We start from the raw sequence: 16,998 nt of genomic DNA on the forward strand, positions 1-16,998 counted from the left end.
GAATAAGTCTAATTTGATAAAATTTATCCTAAAGGAGCACAATAAAAAACAGCAAAAAAAATATCTCCATTTGAATTAGAAGCCCAAAAACTTGTTAGCAAGTATGCTAATTATAAAAAATCAAAAAAGAAGATTTTCATAACGAAATTTCTAATATGTTCAAAACTTTTACTAAAGCACTTTTAAACGCAGAACTAACCCAACACTTAGGTTATGAAAAAAGTAAGCGAAGTCAAAACGGGATTCGCCGTCCAAATAAACGAAACGGGTTTTCTGGGAAAACTGTTAATTATAAAAATGATAGTATGTATTTAAAAATACCAAGAGATCGAAATGGCAGTTTTGAAAACAAGTTAATTGATAAATACGAGTCAAATTTAGGTGATATCGAAGAGCAAGTTCTTTCGCTTTTTGCATCAGGAATGCCATATGAAAATATTGTCAATACGATAAAAAGTATCTATAAAAAGGATCTAAGTCCTAGTTGGATCTCTTCAGTTACAAACAAATTATTGCCTGAAATTGAAAAGTGAAAATCGCAAAAACTTGATAGCTCTTATCCGATTTTGTATATCGACGGAATGTATTTTAACATTAAAGAAAATAATTCTTATGTCAAAAAATCACTATATGTAATTCTTGCAATTGACTGGCAAGGAAACAAAAAAGCACTGGGATTCTGGATTAAAAACACTGAATCAGCAAGTAATTGACTAGATGTGTTTTCTGAATTAAAAACTCGCGGACTTCAAGATGTTTTAATAATTTCCTGTGATAATCTTAATGGAATTAGCCAGGCAATTGAAGCAGTTTTTCCACAAACTGATATCCAAAAATGTGTTGTTCACCAAATTAGAAACTCACTTTTAAAAGTTTCTCATAAAGACAAAAAAGAGCTTGCCTATGATATGAAAAAGATTTATCAGGCAGTAAATCAAGAATTTGCAATGCAAAATCTTGATGAATTTGCCAAAAAATGAGAGCAAAAATACCCCTCAATTATCAAGTCTTGGTATTCAAACTTTGTTGAATTAACGACATTTTTTAAATATCCTTACGAATTAAGGCAAGCAATTTATACAACAAATTCAATTGAATCACTGAATAAATTAATCAGGAAAAATAAAAAAACAAAAGGGGGTTGCAAAGTGAAACTTATCTGGCAAAAATTGTCTATGTAACTCTTAAAAAAGCATCGGAAAAATGGCAAAGGCAAGCACGAAATTGGGACATAATTAAAAAACAGTTAGAAATTATTTTTCCAAACCGTATAAATAATGTAAAATTAAACTAAATTAGATTTTTTTGGTTCAAAAGTCCTAAAAGTTAAGACACAAAATTATGAACATACCCGCCAAATTTGTTTTAAAAGGTAAAAAAAAGAGAAAAATTATCGTTTTATTATTTTTTACTTTATAATATTAATAAAAAATAATAAATATTATAGAAGGATTTAAAAAAGTGAAAAAACTTTTTTTAAATGCAAATTATGTCACAGCAGTTTCTAATATTGTTAGCACTGCTACTCCTAATAATCATAGCAGTCTTGAAATTAACCAACAAATTTCTGAATTTATTAATAGCGTTCAAACCGAGGATTTTGCAGAACTTAACAAAATTAGTGAACAAATTGTTGATAAAAAGATCTCTGCAACAAAATTATCTGAACAAATTTCAAAAGAACATTTTATAAAATTATTAACAAAATTTATTGAAAAAACGAAATTAAAAAATCAATTAACAAAAGAACAAAAAGAGAAATTAATTGAAAACATCAACGATCAACATCTAAAATTATTCCAAAAAAATGTTAAAAAAATTGCTCTTGATTTCAAAAAAGAGACGAAAAAGAACAAAGAATTGACTAGAAAATTTAAAGAAAGTTTAAAAACAAGAATTACCGATGAAAAAAATAATTATCGAGTTAATATCATAGATGGTGAAGAAAATTCCAAACAGTTAATTTTTGAACTTGAGGAGTTAAAAAAATTAATTGAAATTAACGCCAAAATCAAGGATGATCTATTACAGGAGTTAAAAGTTTCTGAAAAATATTTAAACAAATTGCTCATAGCACAAATAAGTTTAACTGCAACCTCGATAATTACCGGAATTTTATCGATTTTATTGCCTGCATTAACAATCGTAACGCTTGGAACTGGAATTTCCTCTGCAACGATTTCTTTTATTATTAGTGATACAAATAAACGAATTGAAAAAATTAGAGAAAAAATTACAAGACATACAAAATTATTCTCTAAACCGGATGAAGATAAAGATTTTTCTAGTTTTAAATCAGTATACGGATATACAACGCTTGCAGTTTTTGGACTTAGAAAAAGTTTAGTAGATCTTGTAATTAAGGTTACTTCTCCTGGGTTTTTCAAACTAGTTTCGGGAATTAATTTAATACCCAAAACATATTTACTTTCAACTATAAATATTCCGTTTGAAATAGCGAATTTAGGCTTTACGTGACATGATTTAAGTCAATCTAGCGAAAGAATTCAAAGAATAAATGATTTTGAAGTAAAACTAGAATCTCTTTTGTTATCGTTAAGATCAAAGTATGACCTAATCGAAGCGGTTGAATGAGTAGTGATAAGCGAAACGCCACAAACAGATTATTACTATAACGGAGGATCGGGTGGGAAAAATTTGGTTTTTAAAAATCTAAAAACCAACGAAACGAAAACAATTGAAGAAATGTTAAAAATTGATCCATTAACCTTGAAAAAATGAGGTATGATCAAGGTCTTTAACCCTTTACTTAAGGATTGATATATTAGAAAATTGCCTAATTTAACGAAGAAAGATAACTTGGGTTAAATTAGCAAGCAAGAGGATATTTTTGTCTAACTAATTTGTCCCAAAAAAAATCAAAAAGGAGTTAATTTTATATGGATGATAAAGATTTCGATGTTGTCGAACGTACACCGGAAATGCGTTTTTTAGAATTTATATTTTTCTTTTTAATTCTTATGTTTATTTTATCAATAATTCAAAAAACGTTAAACCACAAGTTTCTAATTACCTTTTATTTTCGTAAGGTTTTTAATTTTTTCCTAAAATTAGAACAAAAAGAAAAAACCGAAATTAACCAAATTTTTCTAACCGGTTATGAAAAGGCAAAGGAAATTATCACAAAAAATAATCTAAAAGTTAAAATTATAACGCTAATTCTTGCCTTTTTACTTTTAGCTATGACTATATTTTTTATTTTATATAAAATCTTTATTTTTAGTCCAAATAATATCGAGACATCCTTTTTATTTATGCATCCTGAATCTTTTGTTCAACTAGCATTTCAAACAATTTTTCTCCCTTCATTTGTTTATTTACAATTTGGGGTTAGAAAAAAATTATTAACAAAATTCGAAAAAAAGATTAAAAATTTTAACTTTATTGCTGGAGATAACTACTTTTTTGATCGAGACTATGAAAATTTCGAACTTCCTGAGACGAAAATACCACGAAAAAGTGGTAATTTACATAGTAAAAAAAGGGATAATTTCCCACTTAGTTTCATAATTCTTAGAAAATATTTTAGTCTTTGAAAACTAAAAACCGATGAATTAATTAATTTGTACTATTTCCTTATTTGAGGTTCGCATCTTCAGGAGTCTGATTCGACAACTCCTTCTTATCAATTTTTATATAAAGATTTTGTTATGGTTTTAAAAAATCAAAAGAAAGATAAAAATGCCATCTAGTTTATTAATTTTTATACCACTTTTAACTTTTGTTGTAATTGCGGCTTTTAATATTATTATTTGATTTAAAGTTAGAGCAAATTATTATTTTCGGAATGTTTTCAGGAGAATCAAACTTCTTAATAAAGAATTAGATAGTATAAATTGCAATTTATTATTCAAAAAAGGGTTGTCACAAATTGGGAAAATTGTAAGAAAAAACAACAAATATTTGCTTTTTAATCTAATTTTTACAGTTGCGTTTTCTGTTAGCGAATTTGTAATTTTTTGAGTTATTTTCTTTGATCCAAAAGATTTATATTTCCTCATTTTTGTTCTAGGATTGTTAAGTTTTGCAAAATTTTTATTTGCAGCTTTAATTTTTGGAACTGTTTTTGTTAGCAAAAAAATGATTAAAACAGCAGAAATCCGTATTCAAAAGTGGAATTTTGATAGTAAAAGTTTCTATTTTGATCGAGAATACCATCCTAATAATAAAAAAACAAAAAATTTAATCGCTTTTGTCAACCCTGGGCAACGAGAGGTTGTTTTTTCCAGCGATGAGTTCCGAAAATATTTGAAAGGTTATGGTTTAGACGTTTTTTATCTAATAATTTGGGGGATCCATTTTCCAAGTTTAAAAAACGTTAAATTCGAATCAGTTGATATTTACCAAGATTTTGTGAATTTATACAAAAAATCCGGTTAATTTTTAAAATTTTTTATATTTGTTTGTTTAAAAAATCGCTTTTAATAATTTTTAAATAAATTAATTCAAAAAAGCAAATTAATTTGATTTTTTGAATTAACCATGATTTGACTATGAAATTCGACATTTTTTCTACTGAAAAGTAAGAAAAAGTCAAGACTAGTTTTTCCTGAGTTTTCCAGTTTGGTTAACTCAAAATAAAAAGATTGTTATTTTTTGGTTTAAATTAGTATAGGAAACTAAATTAATAGAAAAAATTAAAACACACCAAGAAAGGTGTGTCTTTTTATGAAACAAAATAAATTTTCAATTAATGAAAAATCAAATATATCAAAATCACTGAATCGCAACGATTCAAAAGTGCAACTATACATTTTGCAAACCAGTTTCGTGAAATTTATAAAAATAAATCAGTTAATAAAAAATCGCAAAAAGAGAGTTTTTTACTGACATATGACAATAATTTAATTCGAAACTGACAAAAAAAGTATTATAATTATGCTATTTTACAAAGAGATTATTTGAATGTTGAAGGTAAAATTTTTGAAAATCTCGAAGGTACTCATCAAAAAATTAAATCATTTGTTAAATGATATAATAAAACTAGAGTGCAAAGTTGCCTTTCATAATTTTAGCCCAAATTCTCATTTTGAACAATTCGGTGATCAAAAAAATTTTCACAATTTTGGAGAATAAAAAAATGATAAAAATTTGTTTTAAAAATAGTTAAAGACCATGTTTTGCTAAAATTTTTTAATATTCGATTTTATTTTTACTTTTTCAGTCGATTTAATTTTGAAACTGCTGATCTTGCTGCTTCCCAAATAATTTCGCTATAAGTTGGATGTGGGTGAATTGCATTAGCAAGTTCGTAAATTGTTACTTCGCTATCAATTGAAATTACAATTTCGGAAATCATATCAGTTGCAACTGGACCGATAATGTGGGCGCCAATGATTTCGCCGTATTTTTTATCAACAATTAATTTAGCAAATCCATAGGCATTTCCGGATGCAATCGCTTTACCGATATGGGAAAAACTTGCCTTACCAACAACAAAATCATAACCTTGTTCTTTTGCTTGCTCCTCGGTTAGTCCAACAACAGCAATTTCTGGGTGGGTATAAACGCAGGAAGGAACAGATTTATCTTGGTATTTATCTGATTTTCCTAAAATTGCACTAACAGCAACAACTGCATGACGGTAGGCAACGTGTGCTAACATCGCTTTGGCAGAAAGATCGCCAATTGCATAAACATTAGCAACATTAGTTTTGCATTGATCATCAACAATTACGCTTTTGCGAGCATCAAGTTCGATTCCAACTTCAGCAAGTCCTTCTGAATTTGCTTGCCGACCGATGCTAACGAGAAATTTATCAGCACTAATTGATTCAGTTTTACCTTCAAATTCATAAATCACTTTATCATTTTCATAACGAAGAATGTTTGTGTTTAGAATAACTTTAACACCTTTATCAACAAGATTTTTTGTGATAATTTGCGAAATTTCAGTATCTAAATTAGCGAGTAGACGCGGTAGATTTTGTAAAATTGTTACCTTAATTCCCGCAGCGGCAAAAATTTGTGCAAATTCAACCCCGATAACTCCACCACCGATTATTACAATTGAATCGATTTTTTCTAAAAGATTAATTGCTTCTTTGGAAGTGAGAATTTTACCTGATCGATAACCTTCTTCAAAACCAGCTAAATTTAATTTGCGATCGGTTGAACCAGTTGCAAGAATAACGTTTTTGCCACGATAAACTTTACCATTAACGCTAATTTCACGGGCACCAACAAATTTAGCATCGCCAAAAATACTTGTTGCTTTTGCCGATTTTACAATCGCTTTGACACCACCAACTAATTTATTGACAACATCGGCTTTTCGCTGGTGCATTTTTTCTCAGGAAATTTTTAAATCTGATTTTCCATCAAGTCCAAAATCACTAAATCGTTCAAGATAGTCAAAAACTTCTGCGGTTTTTAACATTGCTTTTGTTGGAATGCAACCAACATTTAAACAAACTCCACCCCAAAATTCTTTTTCAACAATTAAGGTGGAAAGACCATTATTTCCCGCCTCGGCAGCCGCAAGATAACCTCCAGGACCAGAGCCGACAACGATTACATCAAATTCTTGGTCAACTTTTCCGTCATAAATTTTACCAGAAACTGCAGTTTTTAAAAGTTTTTCTTCAACTTTTTTTTCACTTTCAACAACTGGTTTTTTTGGACTTTCAGTTTTTGGTTTTTTAGGTCCAAAATCGAAACTTAAAAGCGTGTCGCTAACTTTAACCTCACCAACAACACTTGCGCCAGCGGCTGCAGGCGCTTCTTCTTTTACTTCTGATTTTGGCGCTTCTTCGCTAACAGCACCACCTGTTCCATCATCGATGAAATAAATTTCTTGACCAACGTGGATTGTATCACCTTCAGCCATTAAAACTTTGATAATTTTTCCAGTTTTTGGTGAAGGAATGTCAGCGGTTATTTTATCGGTTTCAACAGAAAAAAGTGAATCACCCTCATTAACTTGGTCCCCCTCTTTTTTGTAAATTTGGGAAACAACTCCCTCGTGAAGACCTTCACCAATATCAGCAAATTTAAACTTATACATTATAAAATCCCCAAAATCTCTGGTTTTTCTAGTAATTCTTTAACTCTTGCCGCAAAACGTCCAATTGTTGCACCATCGATTCAACGGTGGTCAGCGGCAACTGTTAGGTGCATAATTTTTGCTGGAACAATTTGTCCATCCTTAACTTCAGCAGAATCAATAATCGCGCCAACTCCAGCAATTGCAAGTTCAGGATAATTTATAACTGGAACACCATAAAGTGAACCAACTGATCCGTAATTCGTGATTGTGAATGATCCACCTTGCATTTCGCTTGGCTTGATTTTACGATCACGAGCTGCTTTTGCAAGACGAACAATTTCTTTGGCAATTTCAACAATTGAAAGATTTTGTGCATCTTTAATTACTGGCACCATCAGTCCAGCTTCGGTATCAACGGCGAGTCCTAAATTTAGCGAATCAGGATAGACAATTTCGCTTGCAGCTTCATCGTATTTTGCCGCCATAATTGGATATTCGGCAAGCGCAATTAAAATTGCTTTGGCGATAAAAGCAAGAAAAGTTAATTTTACACCTGATGCTTTTAGAACTGGCTCTAAAACGGACTTACGCAGTTTTCAAAGATCACTAACATCAATTTGGTTAACTAGATTAACATAGGCAACCGAATTTCAAGAATTTGTCATCGCTCTTGCAATCGCCTTACGAATTGGAGCGATTTTTTCGCGTTTTGCTTCTAATTTATTAGAAACAACCGCTGCTGGACTAGAAACTTTTTCAACTTGAATAGTTGGAGTTTCTACTTTTGCTGCACTAGTTTGTGCAGATTTTAAAGAATTTATATAATTTTCAACATCGGAAGACTCAATTTTCCGATTTTCAATTTTAAGATCAGCAAGATCAATATTAGCTTGTTTTGCCATCGCTCTTGCTTTTGGGGTTGCTAAAATTTTTGACATATTATTTTCCCTAGTTATAAAATATATAAGATTTTAAAGTGTTTTTTGATTGGATTAAAAAAAATGGTTTATATTTAATTGAAAAAAATATAACATTTAAATTATATATTAAAAAGGGTTAAATAAAATAAATTTTTTGATTAAGCAAAAAAATGCTAAAAATATTTCGAAACCTTGGGAATATTGGGAGTGTTTATAATTTTGTGTTTTAAATTTTTATGGATTTTTCAAATAGAAATCTAATTTAATTTTATATTATTTAACCGATTAGGGAAAATAATTTCTAATTGTTTTTTAATTATGCGTCAATTTCTTACCTGCCTTTGTCATTTTTTAGATGCGTTTTGGAGCGTTAAATAAGTTATTTTTGAAAGGTAATTCACACTTTGAATTCCGCCTTTAAGAGCGTCTCAGCAAAAGTTTTAAACATATGCGAAATTTCGTTGTGAAAATTTTTTAATTTTTATGATCAACGTATTTGTTAACAATTTTTTCAACTTTTAACTCAAATGGGGGTAATTTTTTTGCTCTTTTTTCATATTTTAGTCCTTTATGATAAATTTTATCAAAACAGATTTACCTTAAAACACAAAATATTTAATATTCCCAAATAAATTAAATTAGTATATTAATTTCAGACGATTCAAAAAAGGTGTGTCAAAATGAAACAATACAAATTTACAGTTGAAGACAAATTTAGATACATCAAAATTGCCAATCTAAAGGTTAAAAATGGTAATTTTGCATTTTGCAAAAGAATTTAGACAAATTTACAAAAAAATCAAAAAGTAAAATTACACATAATGAATCAATTTTGCATATATATGGGAATAATTTAATAACAAATCGGCAAAAAAGTTTGATAAATCTATGAAAAATATATCTCAGAGCAAACCAAAAAAAAATAACAATTTAAGGGTTTTTTGAAAAATGATCGTGGAATTTATCAAGAAAAAATGGAGAATGTTGTTAAAAAGACAGAATTATTCTACAATCTTTCTTGAGAAACTCAAAAGAGGAAAACAATAAAAAGATAAAGAAAAAAATTGAAAACAGTACCAGAATTTTTAGTATTTTAAGCAAAAACAATGTTAGCCATCAATTCTATTGGATTCCTTTATGACATTTTGCAACCTAAATTGATAATATTAAGGGTAAAAATTTCGAAAATATAACAATCGCTCATCAAGAATAATTTCATTTATTGATTAGTATAACAATTCAAGACTTCAAAGTGGCTTATCATATAAAAACCCAAGTTTTATATTAGGTAAATTATTTGTCCAAATCTTTTAAAATGAACATGAGAGAAAAAATTAACAAAAGTGTACAATCAAAATCATAAATAAAAAACTATTTGTCTGATTTTTTCTACTAATTTAAACTTATACGAAGTTTTTTTTCTTTTTCTTTTTCTTTTCTTTTTCTTTTTCTTTTTCTTTTTCTTTTTCTTTTTCTTTTTCTTTTTCTTTTTCTTCATATTTATCTAAATAATTGTTTTTTAAATCCTCAATTAGTTCAAGTCGACTAACTTTTTTATCAAAAATGATATTTTTATCTTTAGGAAAAGCCAAGATTTGGAAAGCCGCTTTATCAAAACTAGATTCAGGACTTCAATTAAAATTTAGTGTTAAATCCGTTTCAAAAATTGTTGTCAAGAAAATATTATTATTTTCTGTTTTTCTAAGAACCAATTTTTCTCATTCAACGTTTTTTGGAAAATTAGTAGGAGCCGATATAGGGTGGGCAGGTCATTTTGAAGGTGGTCGATAACCAATTCGTTCCCAAGTTTCGTAAATAAAAATATTATTATTTTTTAGAAATTCATCAAGTTTTTCGCCCTTTAGAAATTTTTGTTCAAAATCAGAAATTAAATCATTTTGGTCAATTTTTAATTTAGGATCTAATTTTAAAATTCGGTCAATAATTGTTGTTTTAAATTCGTCAATATTTTTAATAATTGCATGTTTTTTTGGTAAAAAACTGTTAGATCAAGGATTAATTTTATTTGTAATTAAATCAAGAATTTTTGGCTTTAAAGTTTTAATATTATTAATTTCTTGGCTAAAATCGATAATATTAGACATAAAAGAAGGGGAAGAAGCGCTAATCTTGTTTTTTGACAAATTGTACTTTTTTGCGAGTTTATTATAAATTTTTCTAGCTTCTGTTTCAATTAATATTTTCTTCTTTTCATAATCTATAATTTTATCATTATCACCAGCATAAATTTTTTCATCAATGTCCCTAAAGATGATTTTTTTATTTTTAGGGTAGACTATAACATTAAAAAAAGGCGAATCATCAAAAACTACATCGGGTTCAATTAATTTTGAATCTATAACATAATCTGGTACAAATCTTGTGGCTATAATGTTTGAAAAACCATTTTCTTCAAAATAATAGTAGGTAACACGAGTTGAACTTGAATATCTGCCACGTTCGCGTATTATAATATTGTTTTTTTCCAAGACTTTTTCAAGAAGTTCTCCTTTTAGAAATTTGTCTTCAAATTCTGACTTGAGTTCAGAACTATTAACTTTAGCAAAATTAGGATTATTTTTTATAATTTCTTCAGTTCTATCAACAATATTTTTTTGAAATTGTTCTAGGTTTTCAATTGTTATTCTACTTTGTTCGCCAAGGAATAAAAATTTATCCCTCTGCTTTTCGGGTTGATTATAAAACAAATTTAAGGCCGAAAAAGTACCGTTTTTTGTATTAAATTCTTCATAATGTTTCGCTAGTAAATTTAAAAAATAGTAAGAATTGTAATTTTCTGGATTGTTAATTCCGTCATCTTTGTTAAAAATTTGTTTAGTAAGAAAAGTAATTAAATTTCCGCAGGAAGTTAAAAAAAATGCCGGAATTAAAAGGGTTGTTCCCAAAAATTTAGTAAGAATTAGTCTATTTTTCATTATTAACCAAATAAGAAAGTGCTAATTTATCTTCAACAGAATTATCAAAAGTTACAGATTTAAATTTTTTGATATAAAGACGATAGTAGCCTGATTTTTCTGCTTTAAAATCAATTAATTCATCATTGCTTTTAATGCTTGTTGACCAAGAAACATCAACTCAATTATTATTTGAATCAAGTTTTTGCAAATACAAATCATAATCTGAAACAAAATCGCCTTTTTGATTTTCTTTAGTAGCTTTTAATTTTAAACGTTCAGAATTAATATGTGTTTCTGACCATTTGTCAAAGTCATTTTTATGTTGGTTAATCTTAGATTTAGCATCTAAAATAGCAGCGGCGCCTGCAACTGGTAAACCAATCGAAGTAAAATGCGTTAAAAATCATCATCAACTTACGTAGTTGCTCTTGTTAGGTGCGGCTACTTTATTTTTTAAAAGACCAGCATTAAACATTCAAGACAAAGAAGCCTTAATTCTGTCATTTGAATTTACTCAGAATGGTTTGCTAGTAAAAATTGTTTCCTGGTCTGATTTTTTTTGGTCTCTAATAAAGTAGGTATTTTCACTAGCTTTTAACATATTTTTAAAATCGGGAGTGCCTGACCCATATTTTTCAAAATAACCATTTCTCTTTTTAGTTAAATCACTATGATCTGGGGAAATTGCCGAAGCAGATAAAATCGCTTTTAATGCTATTACTCTATTGTTATCATTATCTAAATTTGGTTTTTCTCTTAGCAGTGTTGATATTAAGCCAGTGACAATAGGGGCTGCAAAACTAGTTCCGTTAACAAAATCATCCTTAAAATTATTAGTAACAGGATTATAAATCCGTCCGGGAGCGACGACTAAAGGTTTGGCCAATTCATTATATTGTTCGCCAGTTTTATAATTTGAATAGTCAGCAATTTTGTTTTTCGCAATTTTTCAAGGTTCAGAATTATCATCAAGCGCGCCAACAACTATAGAATTTAAAGATAATTTTTCATCATCTATTCAAGGGTGGTCTTCATATTCCTCATCAGAATATTCTCTTGCACCGTTACCCGCCGAAAAAACGTTAATAACACCATATTTTCTTGCTAAAAAATCAAGAAAAAAGGCGTTTTCTTTATAATCGTAAAAATCTTTTCCTGTGGCCCCATAACTGTGATTTATTACCCTAACATTATTGGTTTCAACCATTCATTCAATTGCTTTTTGTCACTGACTGTTAGTAGTAAATATGGACAAATAGGAAGTTGACTTGGTATCAATGCCTAGTTTGCTACCTAATATTAATGATACTAAAGTTGAATGATATGGTTCTTTTTTACCATCCTTTACATCATTCCACTTTTTAATAGATCCCAAGTCGTTAATATGAAAGTTATTAGAATTAAAATAACCCATATAATTGAAGTTAAATTCATTCTTAACTTCGATTGCGCCAACTTTTGTTTGTGGTGATTTGTAAGTTATTTTATCCTTATTAGCCTGTTCTTCAAAATTAACAATCTTAATATTTTTTAACAACGATTCTTTAAACTTGTCAATTGGAGTTTTAGGTAAATAATAGTTGTAACCATCTAGTTCATCATTATAACGATACCAACTTAAAGGCTTTATTTTTTTATCTCCTTCATTTTTATATACGATGTAACGACTAATGAACGAGTTTTCTATTGAATTTTTTACAAAAAACTCTCTATCATTCTCGGTATCAAAATAAAACCATACAATTGGTAATATTTTACTGGTCTTAGCTTCTTTGAATTTTAATCTTGATTTTTCTATTTTTTTAATAAATTCAAGATTAAAATTACTTATTTCTTTAGACTCAGTACTCAAGAAATTAGGGTTTAACAATAGTTTTAATTCGAATTGATTATCAAAATCATCAATTTTTGCCGAGTTGCTTAACTGTTTGGCAAAAGGCTCTCTTATATCGACTTTATTACTAAAATTTGAAGCATATCAATATTTTTTAGTATTAAAATTTATAAGAAAAGAGTGATATATTAAAAAAATTGATGGTCAAAACACCAATAATAAAATTATTTTTTTTAATTTCGCTAATTTCATTTTTCACACCAAATTAAAATTATTTATAAAAATTATAACATCTTTTGGCTTTTTAATTTAATTATATTCATTTTATTATCACTTTAATTTTTTATTGAAAACCCGAATTCTACTTTTAAATAAATATTTTATCATTATACTTTTATTAACGAATTATGACTAATAATCATGAGCTTTATTTATTAATAATTTTCAATATTCTAAAAAATTTTAAAATTCTCACAATAAATTATTGACCTTTTGCCACATAAAAGAAAATAAAATTAAACCAAGCCCTTAAAAGTTACTTACCATACAAAGCCCAAGTTTTATATTAGGGAAATTATTTATCCAAATCTTTTAAAATGAACATGAGAGAAAAAATTAACAGAGTGTATAATCAAAATCATAAATAAAAAACTATTTGTCTGATTTTTTCTACTAATTTAAACTTATACGTAGTTTTTTACTTTTTGTTTGTCTTTTTCTTCATATTTGTCTAAATAATTGTTTTTTAAATCTTCCATTAGTTGAAGTCGACTAACGTTTTTATCAAAAACGATATTCTTATTCTTAGGAAAAGCCAGGATTTGGAAAGCCACTTTATCAAAACTAGATTCAGGACTTCTAACAAAATTTAGTGTTAAATCCGTCTTAAAAATTGTTGTCAAAAAAATATTATTATCTTCTGTTTTTCTAAGAAGTAATTTTTCTCATTCCACTCTTTTTGGATAATTATTAGGATCCGGTATACTATGTGGAACTCATCTTCAAAATGATTCATAACCAATTCGTTCCCAAGTTTCGTAAATAAAAATATTATTATTTTTTAGAAATTCATCAAGTTTTTCGCCGTCTAGAAATTTTTGTTCAAAATCAGAAATTAGATCATTTTGGTCAATTTTTAATTTAGGATCTAATTTTAAAATTCGGTCAATAATTGTTGTCTTAAATTCGTCAATATTTCTAATAATTGCATGTTTTTTTGGTAGAAAACTGTTAGATCAAGGATTAATTTTATTTGTAATTAAATCAAGAATTTTTGGCTTTAAAGTTTTAATATTATTAATTTCTTGGCTAAAATCAATAATAATAGACATAAAAGAGGGGGATGAAGTGCTAATCTCATTTTTTGACAAATTGTACTTTTTTGCGAGTTTATTATAAATTTTTCTAGCTTCTGTTTCAATTAATATTTTCTTCTTTTCATAATCTATAATTTTATTATTATCACCAGCATAAATTTTTTCATTAATGTCCCTAAAGGTGATTGTTTTATTTTTAGGGTAGACTATAACATTAAAAAAAGGTGAATCTTTAAAAACTATAGTGGGTTCAATTAATTTTGAATCTATAATATAATTTGGTATAAATCTTGTGGCTATAATGTTTGAAAAACCATTTTCTTCAAAATAATAGTAAGTAACACGAGTTTGCCTCGAATATCTACCATGTTCGTCTATTATAATATTGTTTTTTTCTAATACTTTTTCAAGAAGCTCTCCTTTTAGAAATTTGTCTTCAAATTCTGACTTGAGTTCAGAAGTATTAACATTGGCAAAATTAGGATTATTTTTTATAATTTCTTCAGTTCTATCAACAATATTTTTTTGAAATTGCTCTAGGTTTTCAATTGTTAGTCTATCTTGTTCGCCAAGGAATCAAATATTGTCCCGTTGTTTTTCGGGTTGATTATAAAATAGATTTAAGGCTGAAAAAGTACCGTTTTTTGCATTAAATTCTTCATAATGTTTTGCTAGTAAATTTAAAAAATAGTAAGAATTGTAATTTTTTGGATTGTTAATTTCCTCATCTTTGTTAAAAATCTGTTTATTAATAAAAGAAATTAAATTTCCGCAGGAAGTTAAAAAAAACGCCGGAATTAAAAGGGTTGTTCCCAAAAATTTAGTAAGAATTAGTTTAGTTTTCATTGTGAACCAAATAAGAAAGTGCTAATTTATCTTCAACAGAATTATCAAAAGTTACAGATTTAAATTTTTTGACATAAAGCCGGTAGTTGCCTGATTTTTCCGCTTTAAAATTGATTAATTCATCATTACTTTTAGAACTTGTTGACCAAGAAACATCAACTCAATTATTATTTGAATCAAGTTTTTGCAAATACAAATCATAATCTGAAACAAAATCGCCATTTTGATTTTCTTTAGTAGTTTCTAGCTTTAAACGCTCAGAATTAATATGTGTTTCTGACCATTTGTCAAAGTCATTTTTATGTTGGTTCATCTTAGATTTAGCATCTAAAATAGCAGCGGCGCCTGCAACTGGTAAACCAATCGAAGTAAAAGGTGTTAAAAATCATCATCAACTTACGTAGTTGCTCTTGTTAGGTGCGGCTACTTTATTCTTTAAAAGACCAGCATTAAACATTCAAGATAAAGAAGCTTTAATTTTGTCGTTTGAATTTACTCAGAATGGTTTGCTAGTAAAAATTGTTTCCTGCTCTGATTTTTTTTGGTCTCTAATAAAGTAGGTATTTTCACTAGCTTTTAACATATTTTTAAAATCGGGAGTGCCTGATCCATATTTTTCAAAATAACCACTTCTCTTTATAGTTACATCACTATGATCTGGGGAAATTGCCGAAGCAGATAAAATTGCTTTTAATGCTATTAGTCTATTGTCATCATTATCTAAATTTGGTTTTTCTCTTAGGAATGTTGATATTAAACCAGTGACAATAGGAGCTGCAAAACTAGTTCCGCTAACAAAATCATCCTTAGAACTATTAGTAACAGGATTATAAATCCGTCCGGGAGCGACGACTAAAGGTTTGGCCAATTCATAATATTTTTGATCATTTTTATAATTTGAATAGTCAGCAATTTTGTTTTTGGCAATTTTTCAAGGCTCAGAATTACCATCAAGCGCGCCAACAACTATAGAATTTAAAGATAATTTTTCATCATCTATTCAAGGGTGATCCACAATTTTCCCATCATTTCTTTCCATTGCACCGTTACCTGCCGAAAAAACGTTAATAACACCATATTTTCTTGCTAAAAAATCAAGAAAAAAGGCGTTTTCTTTATAATCGTAAAAATCTTCTCCTGTGGCCCCATAACTGTGATTTATTACCCTAACATTATTGGTTTCAACCATTCATTCAATTGCTTTTTGTCATTCGCCGTTAGTAGTAAATATAGACAAATAGGAAGTTGACTTGGTATCAATGCCCAGTTTACTACCTAATATTAATGATACTAAAGTTGAATGAAGTGGTTCGTCTTCATCATCCTTTGTTGTGATTGGTTTATTTCACTTATTAGTAGATCCCAAGTCGTTAATATGAAAGTTATTAGAATTAAAATAACTCATAAAATTATAGTTAAATTCATCCTTAACTTCAATTGCGCCAACTTTTGTTTGTGGTGTTTTATAAGTTGATTTATCCTTTTTAGCCTGTTCTTCAAAATTAACAATCTTAATATTTTTTGATAATGACTCTTTAAAATTGTCAATTGGGGTTTTAGGCAAATAATAGTTGTAACTATCTAGAAATGGATCATTATAACGATACCAACTTAAAGGCTTTATTTTTTTATCTCCTTCATTTTTATATACGATGTAACGACTAATGAACGAGTTTTCTATTGAATTTTTTACAAAAAACTCTCTATCATTCTCGGTATCAAAATAAAACCATACAATTGGTAATATTTTACTGCTCTTAACTTCTTTGAATTTTAATCTTAATTTTTCTATTTTTTTAATAAATTCAAGATTAAAATTACTTATTTCTTTAGACTCAGTACTCAAGAAATTAGGGTTTAACAATAGCTTTAATTCGAATTGATTATCAAAATCATCAATTTTTGCCGAGTTACTTAACTGTTTTGCAAAAGGCTCTCTTATATCGATTTTATTACTAAAATTTGAAGCATATCAATATTTTTTAGTAATAAAATTTATAAAAAAAGGGTGATATATTAAAAAAATTGATGGCAAAAACACCAATAATAAAATTATTTTTTTAAATTTAGCTAATTTCATTTTTCAACCCTAATTAAAATTATTTATAAAAATTATAACATGTTTTGTCTTTTTAATTTAATTATATTCATTTTA

General features: G+C 27.9%; 12 protein-coding genes and 1 pseudogene. 6 read left to right on the top strand and 7 right to left on the bottom strand.

Annotation, left to right across the window (positions count from 1 at the left end):
- The first annotated feature begins 155 nt into the window (after window positions 1-155).
- The 6 genes from MDIS_RS02390 to MDIS_RS04180 all read left to right on the top strand — a co-directional run bounded on the left by MDIS_RS02390 (window position 156) and on the right by MDIS_RS04180 (window position 5,030).
- Window positions 156-1,181 (top strand): IS256 family transposase, encoded by a 1,026-nt coding sequence (locus MDIS_RS02390; protein ID WP_052506220.1) that lies wholly within the window; start codon window positions 156-158, stop codon window positions 1,179-1,181.
- 280 nt (window positions 1,182-1,461) lie between these two features.
- Window positions 1,462-2,829, top strand: a complete 1,368-nt coding sequence (locus MDIS_RS02395; protein ID WP_044635485.1) for a hypothetical protein — start codon at window positions 1,462-1,464, stop codon at window positions 2,827-2,829.
- A 71-nt stretch (window positions 2,830-2,900) separates the two neighbouring features.
- Window positions 2,901-3,713 (top strand): hypothetical protein, encoded by an 813-nt coding sequence (locus tag MDIS_RS02400; protein WP_044635486.1) that lies wholly within the window; start codon window positions 2,901-2,903, stop codon window positions 3,711-3,713.
- Window positions 3,703-4,401 carry a hypothetical protein gene (locus MDIS_RS02405; RefSeq protein ID WP_044635487.1) on the top strand — a complete coding sequence of 233 codons (699 nt, stop codon included), beginning with the start codon at window positions 3,703-3,705 and terminating at the stop codon, window positions 4,399-4,401. Before MDIS_RS02400 ends, MDIS_RS02405 begins: the two co-directional genes overlap by 11 nt.
- 288 nt (window positions 4,402-4,689) lie before the next feature.
- Window positions 4,690-4,869, top strand: coding sequence for a hypothetical protein (locus MDIS_RS02410; RefSeq protein ID WP_044635488.1), 180 nt, complete (start codon window positions 4,690-4,692; stop codon window positions 4,867-4,869).
- A gap of 53 nt (window positions 4,870-4,922) precedes the next feature.
- Window positions 4,923-5,030 carry an IS3 family transposase gene (locus MDIS_RS04180; RefSeq protein ID WP_144402870.1) on the top strand — a complete coding sequence of 36 codons (108 nt, stop codon included), beginning with the start codon at window positions 4,923-4,925 and terminating at the stop codon, window positions 5,028-5,030.
- 143 nt (window positions 5,031-5,173) lie between these two features.
- Here the strand turns inward: MDIS_RS04180 and lpdA are convergent, their stop codons facing one another.
- The 7 genes and pseudogenes from lpdA to MDIS_RS02440 all read right to left on the bottom strand — a co-directional run bounded on the left by lpdA (window position 5,174) and on the right by MDIS_RS02440 (window position 16,923).
- Window positions 5,174-7,027 carry a dihydrolipoyl dehydrogenase gene (gene lpdA, locus MDIS_RS02415; RefSeq protein WP_044635489.1) on the bottom strand — a complete coding sequence of 618 codons (1,854 nt, stop codon included), beginning with the start codon at window positions 7,025-7,027 and terminating at the stop codon, window positions 5,174-5,176.
- Window positions 7,027-7,947, bottom strand: a complete 921-nt coding sequence (locus MDIS_RS02420) for a 2-oxo acid dehydrogenase subunit E2 (RefSeq protein ID WP_044635490.1) — start codon at window positions 7,945-7,947, stop codon at window positions 7,027-7,029. The genes lpdA and MDIS_RS02420 overlap by 1 nt, the downstream gene beginning before the upstream one ends.
- 239 nt (window positions 7,948-8,186) lie before the next feature.
- Window positions 8,187-8,348: pseudogene (locus MDIS_RS04560) on the bottom strand (transposase); the annotation flags it as partial.
- A gap of 984 nt (window positions 8,349-9,332) precedes the next feature.
- Window positions 9,333-10,865 carry a hypothetical protein gene (locus MDIS_RS02425; RefSeq protein ID WP_044635491.1) on the bottom strand — a complete coding sequence of 511 codons (1,533 nt, stop codon included), beginning with the start codon at window positions 10,863-10,865 and terminating at the stop codon, window positions 9,333-9,335.
- On the bottom strand, window positions 10,855-12,933 hold the full coding sequence (locus MDIS_RS02430; RefSeq protein ID WP_044635492.1) for a S8 family serine peptidase: 2,079 nt from the start codon (window positions 12,931-12,933) through the stop codon (window positions 10,855-10,857). The genes MDIS_RS02425 and MDIS_RS02430 overlap by 11 nt, the downstream gene beginning before the upstream one ends.
- A gap of 431 nt (window positions 12,934-13,364) precedes the next feature.
- Window positions 13,365-14,843, bottom strand: coding sequence for a hypothetical protein (locus MDIS_RS02435; RefSeq protein ID WP_044635493.1), 1,479 nt, complete (start codon window positions 14,841-14,843; stop codon window positions 13,365-13,367).
- On the bottom strand, window positions 14,833-16,923 hold the full coding sequence (locus MDIS_RS02440) for a S8 family serine peptidase (protein ID WP_044635494.1): 2,091 nt from the start codon (window positions 16,921-16,923) through the stop codon (window positions 14,833-14,835). The genes MDIS_RS02435 and MDIS_RS02440 overlap by 11 nt, the downstream gene beginning before the upstream one ends.
- Window positions 16,924-16,998: the final 75 nt, after the last annotated feature.

The sequence above is a fragment of the Mesomycoplasma dispar genome (genome assembly GCF_000941075.1).
GTDB classification, from domain to species: domain Bacteria; phylum Bacillota_I; class Bacilli_A; order Mycoplasmatales; family Metamycoplasmataceae; genus Mesomycoplasma; species Mesomycoplasma dispar.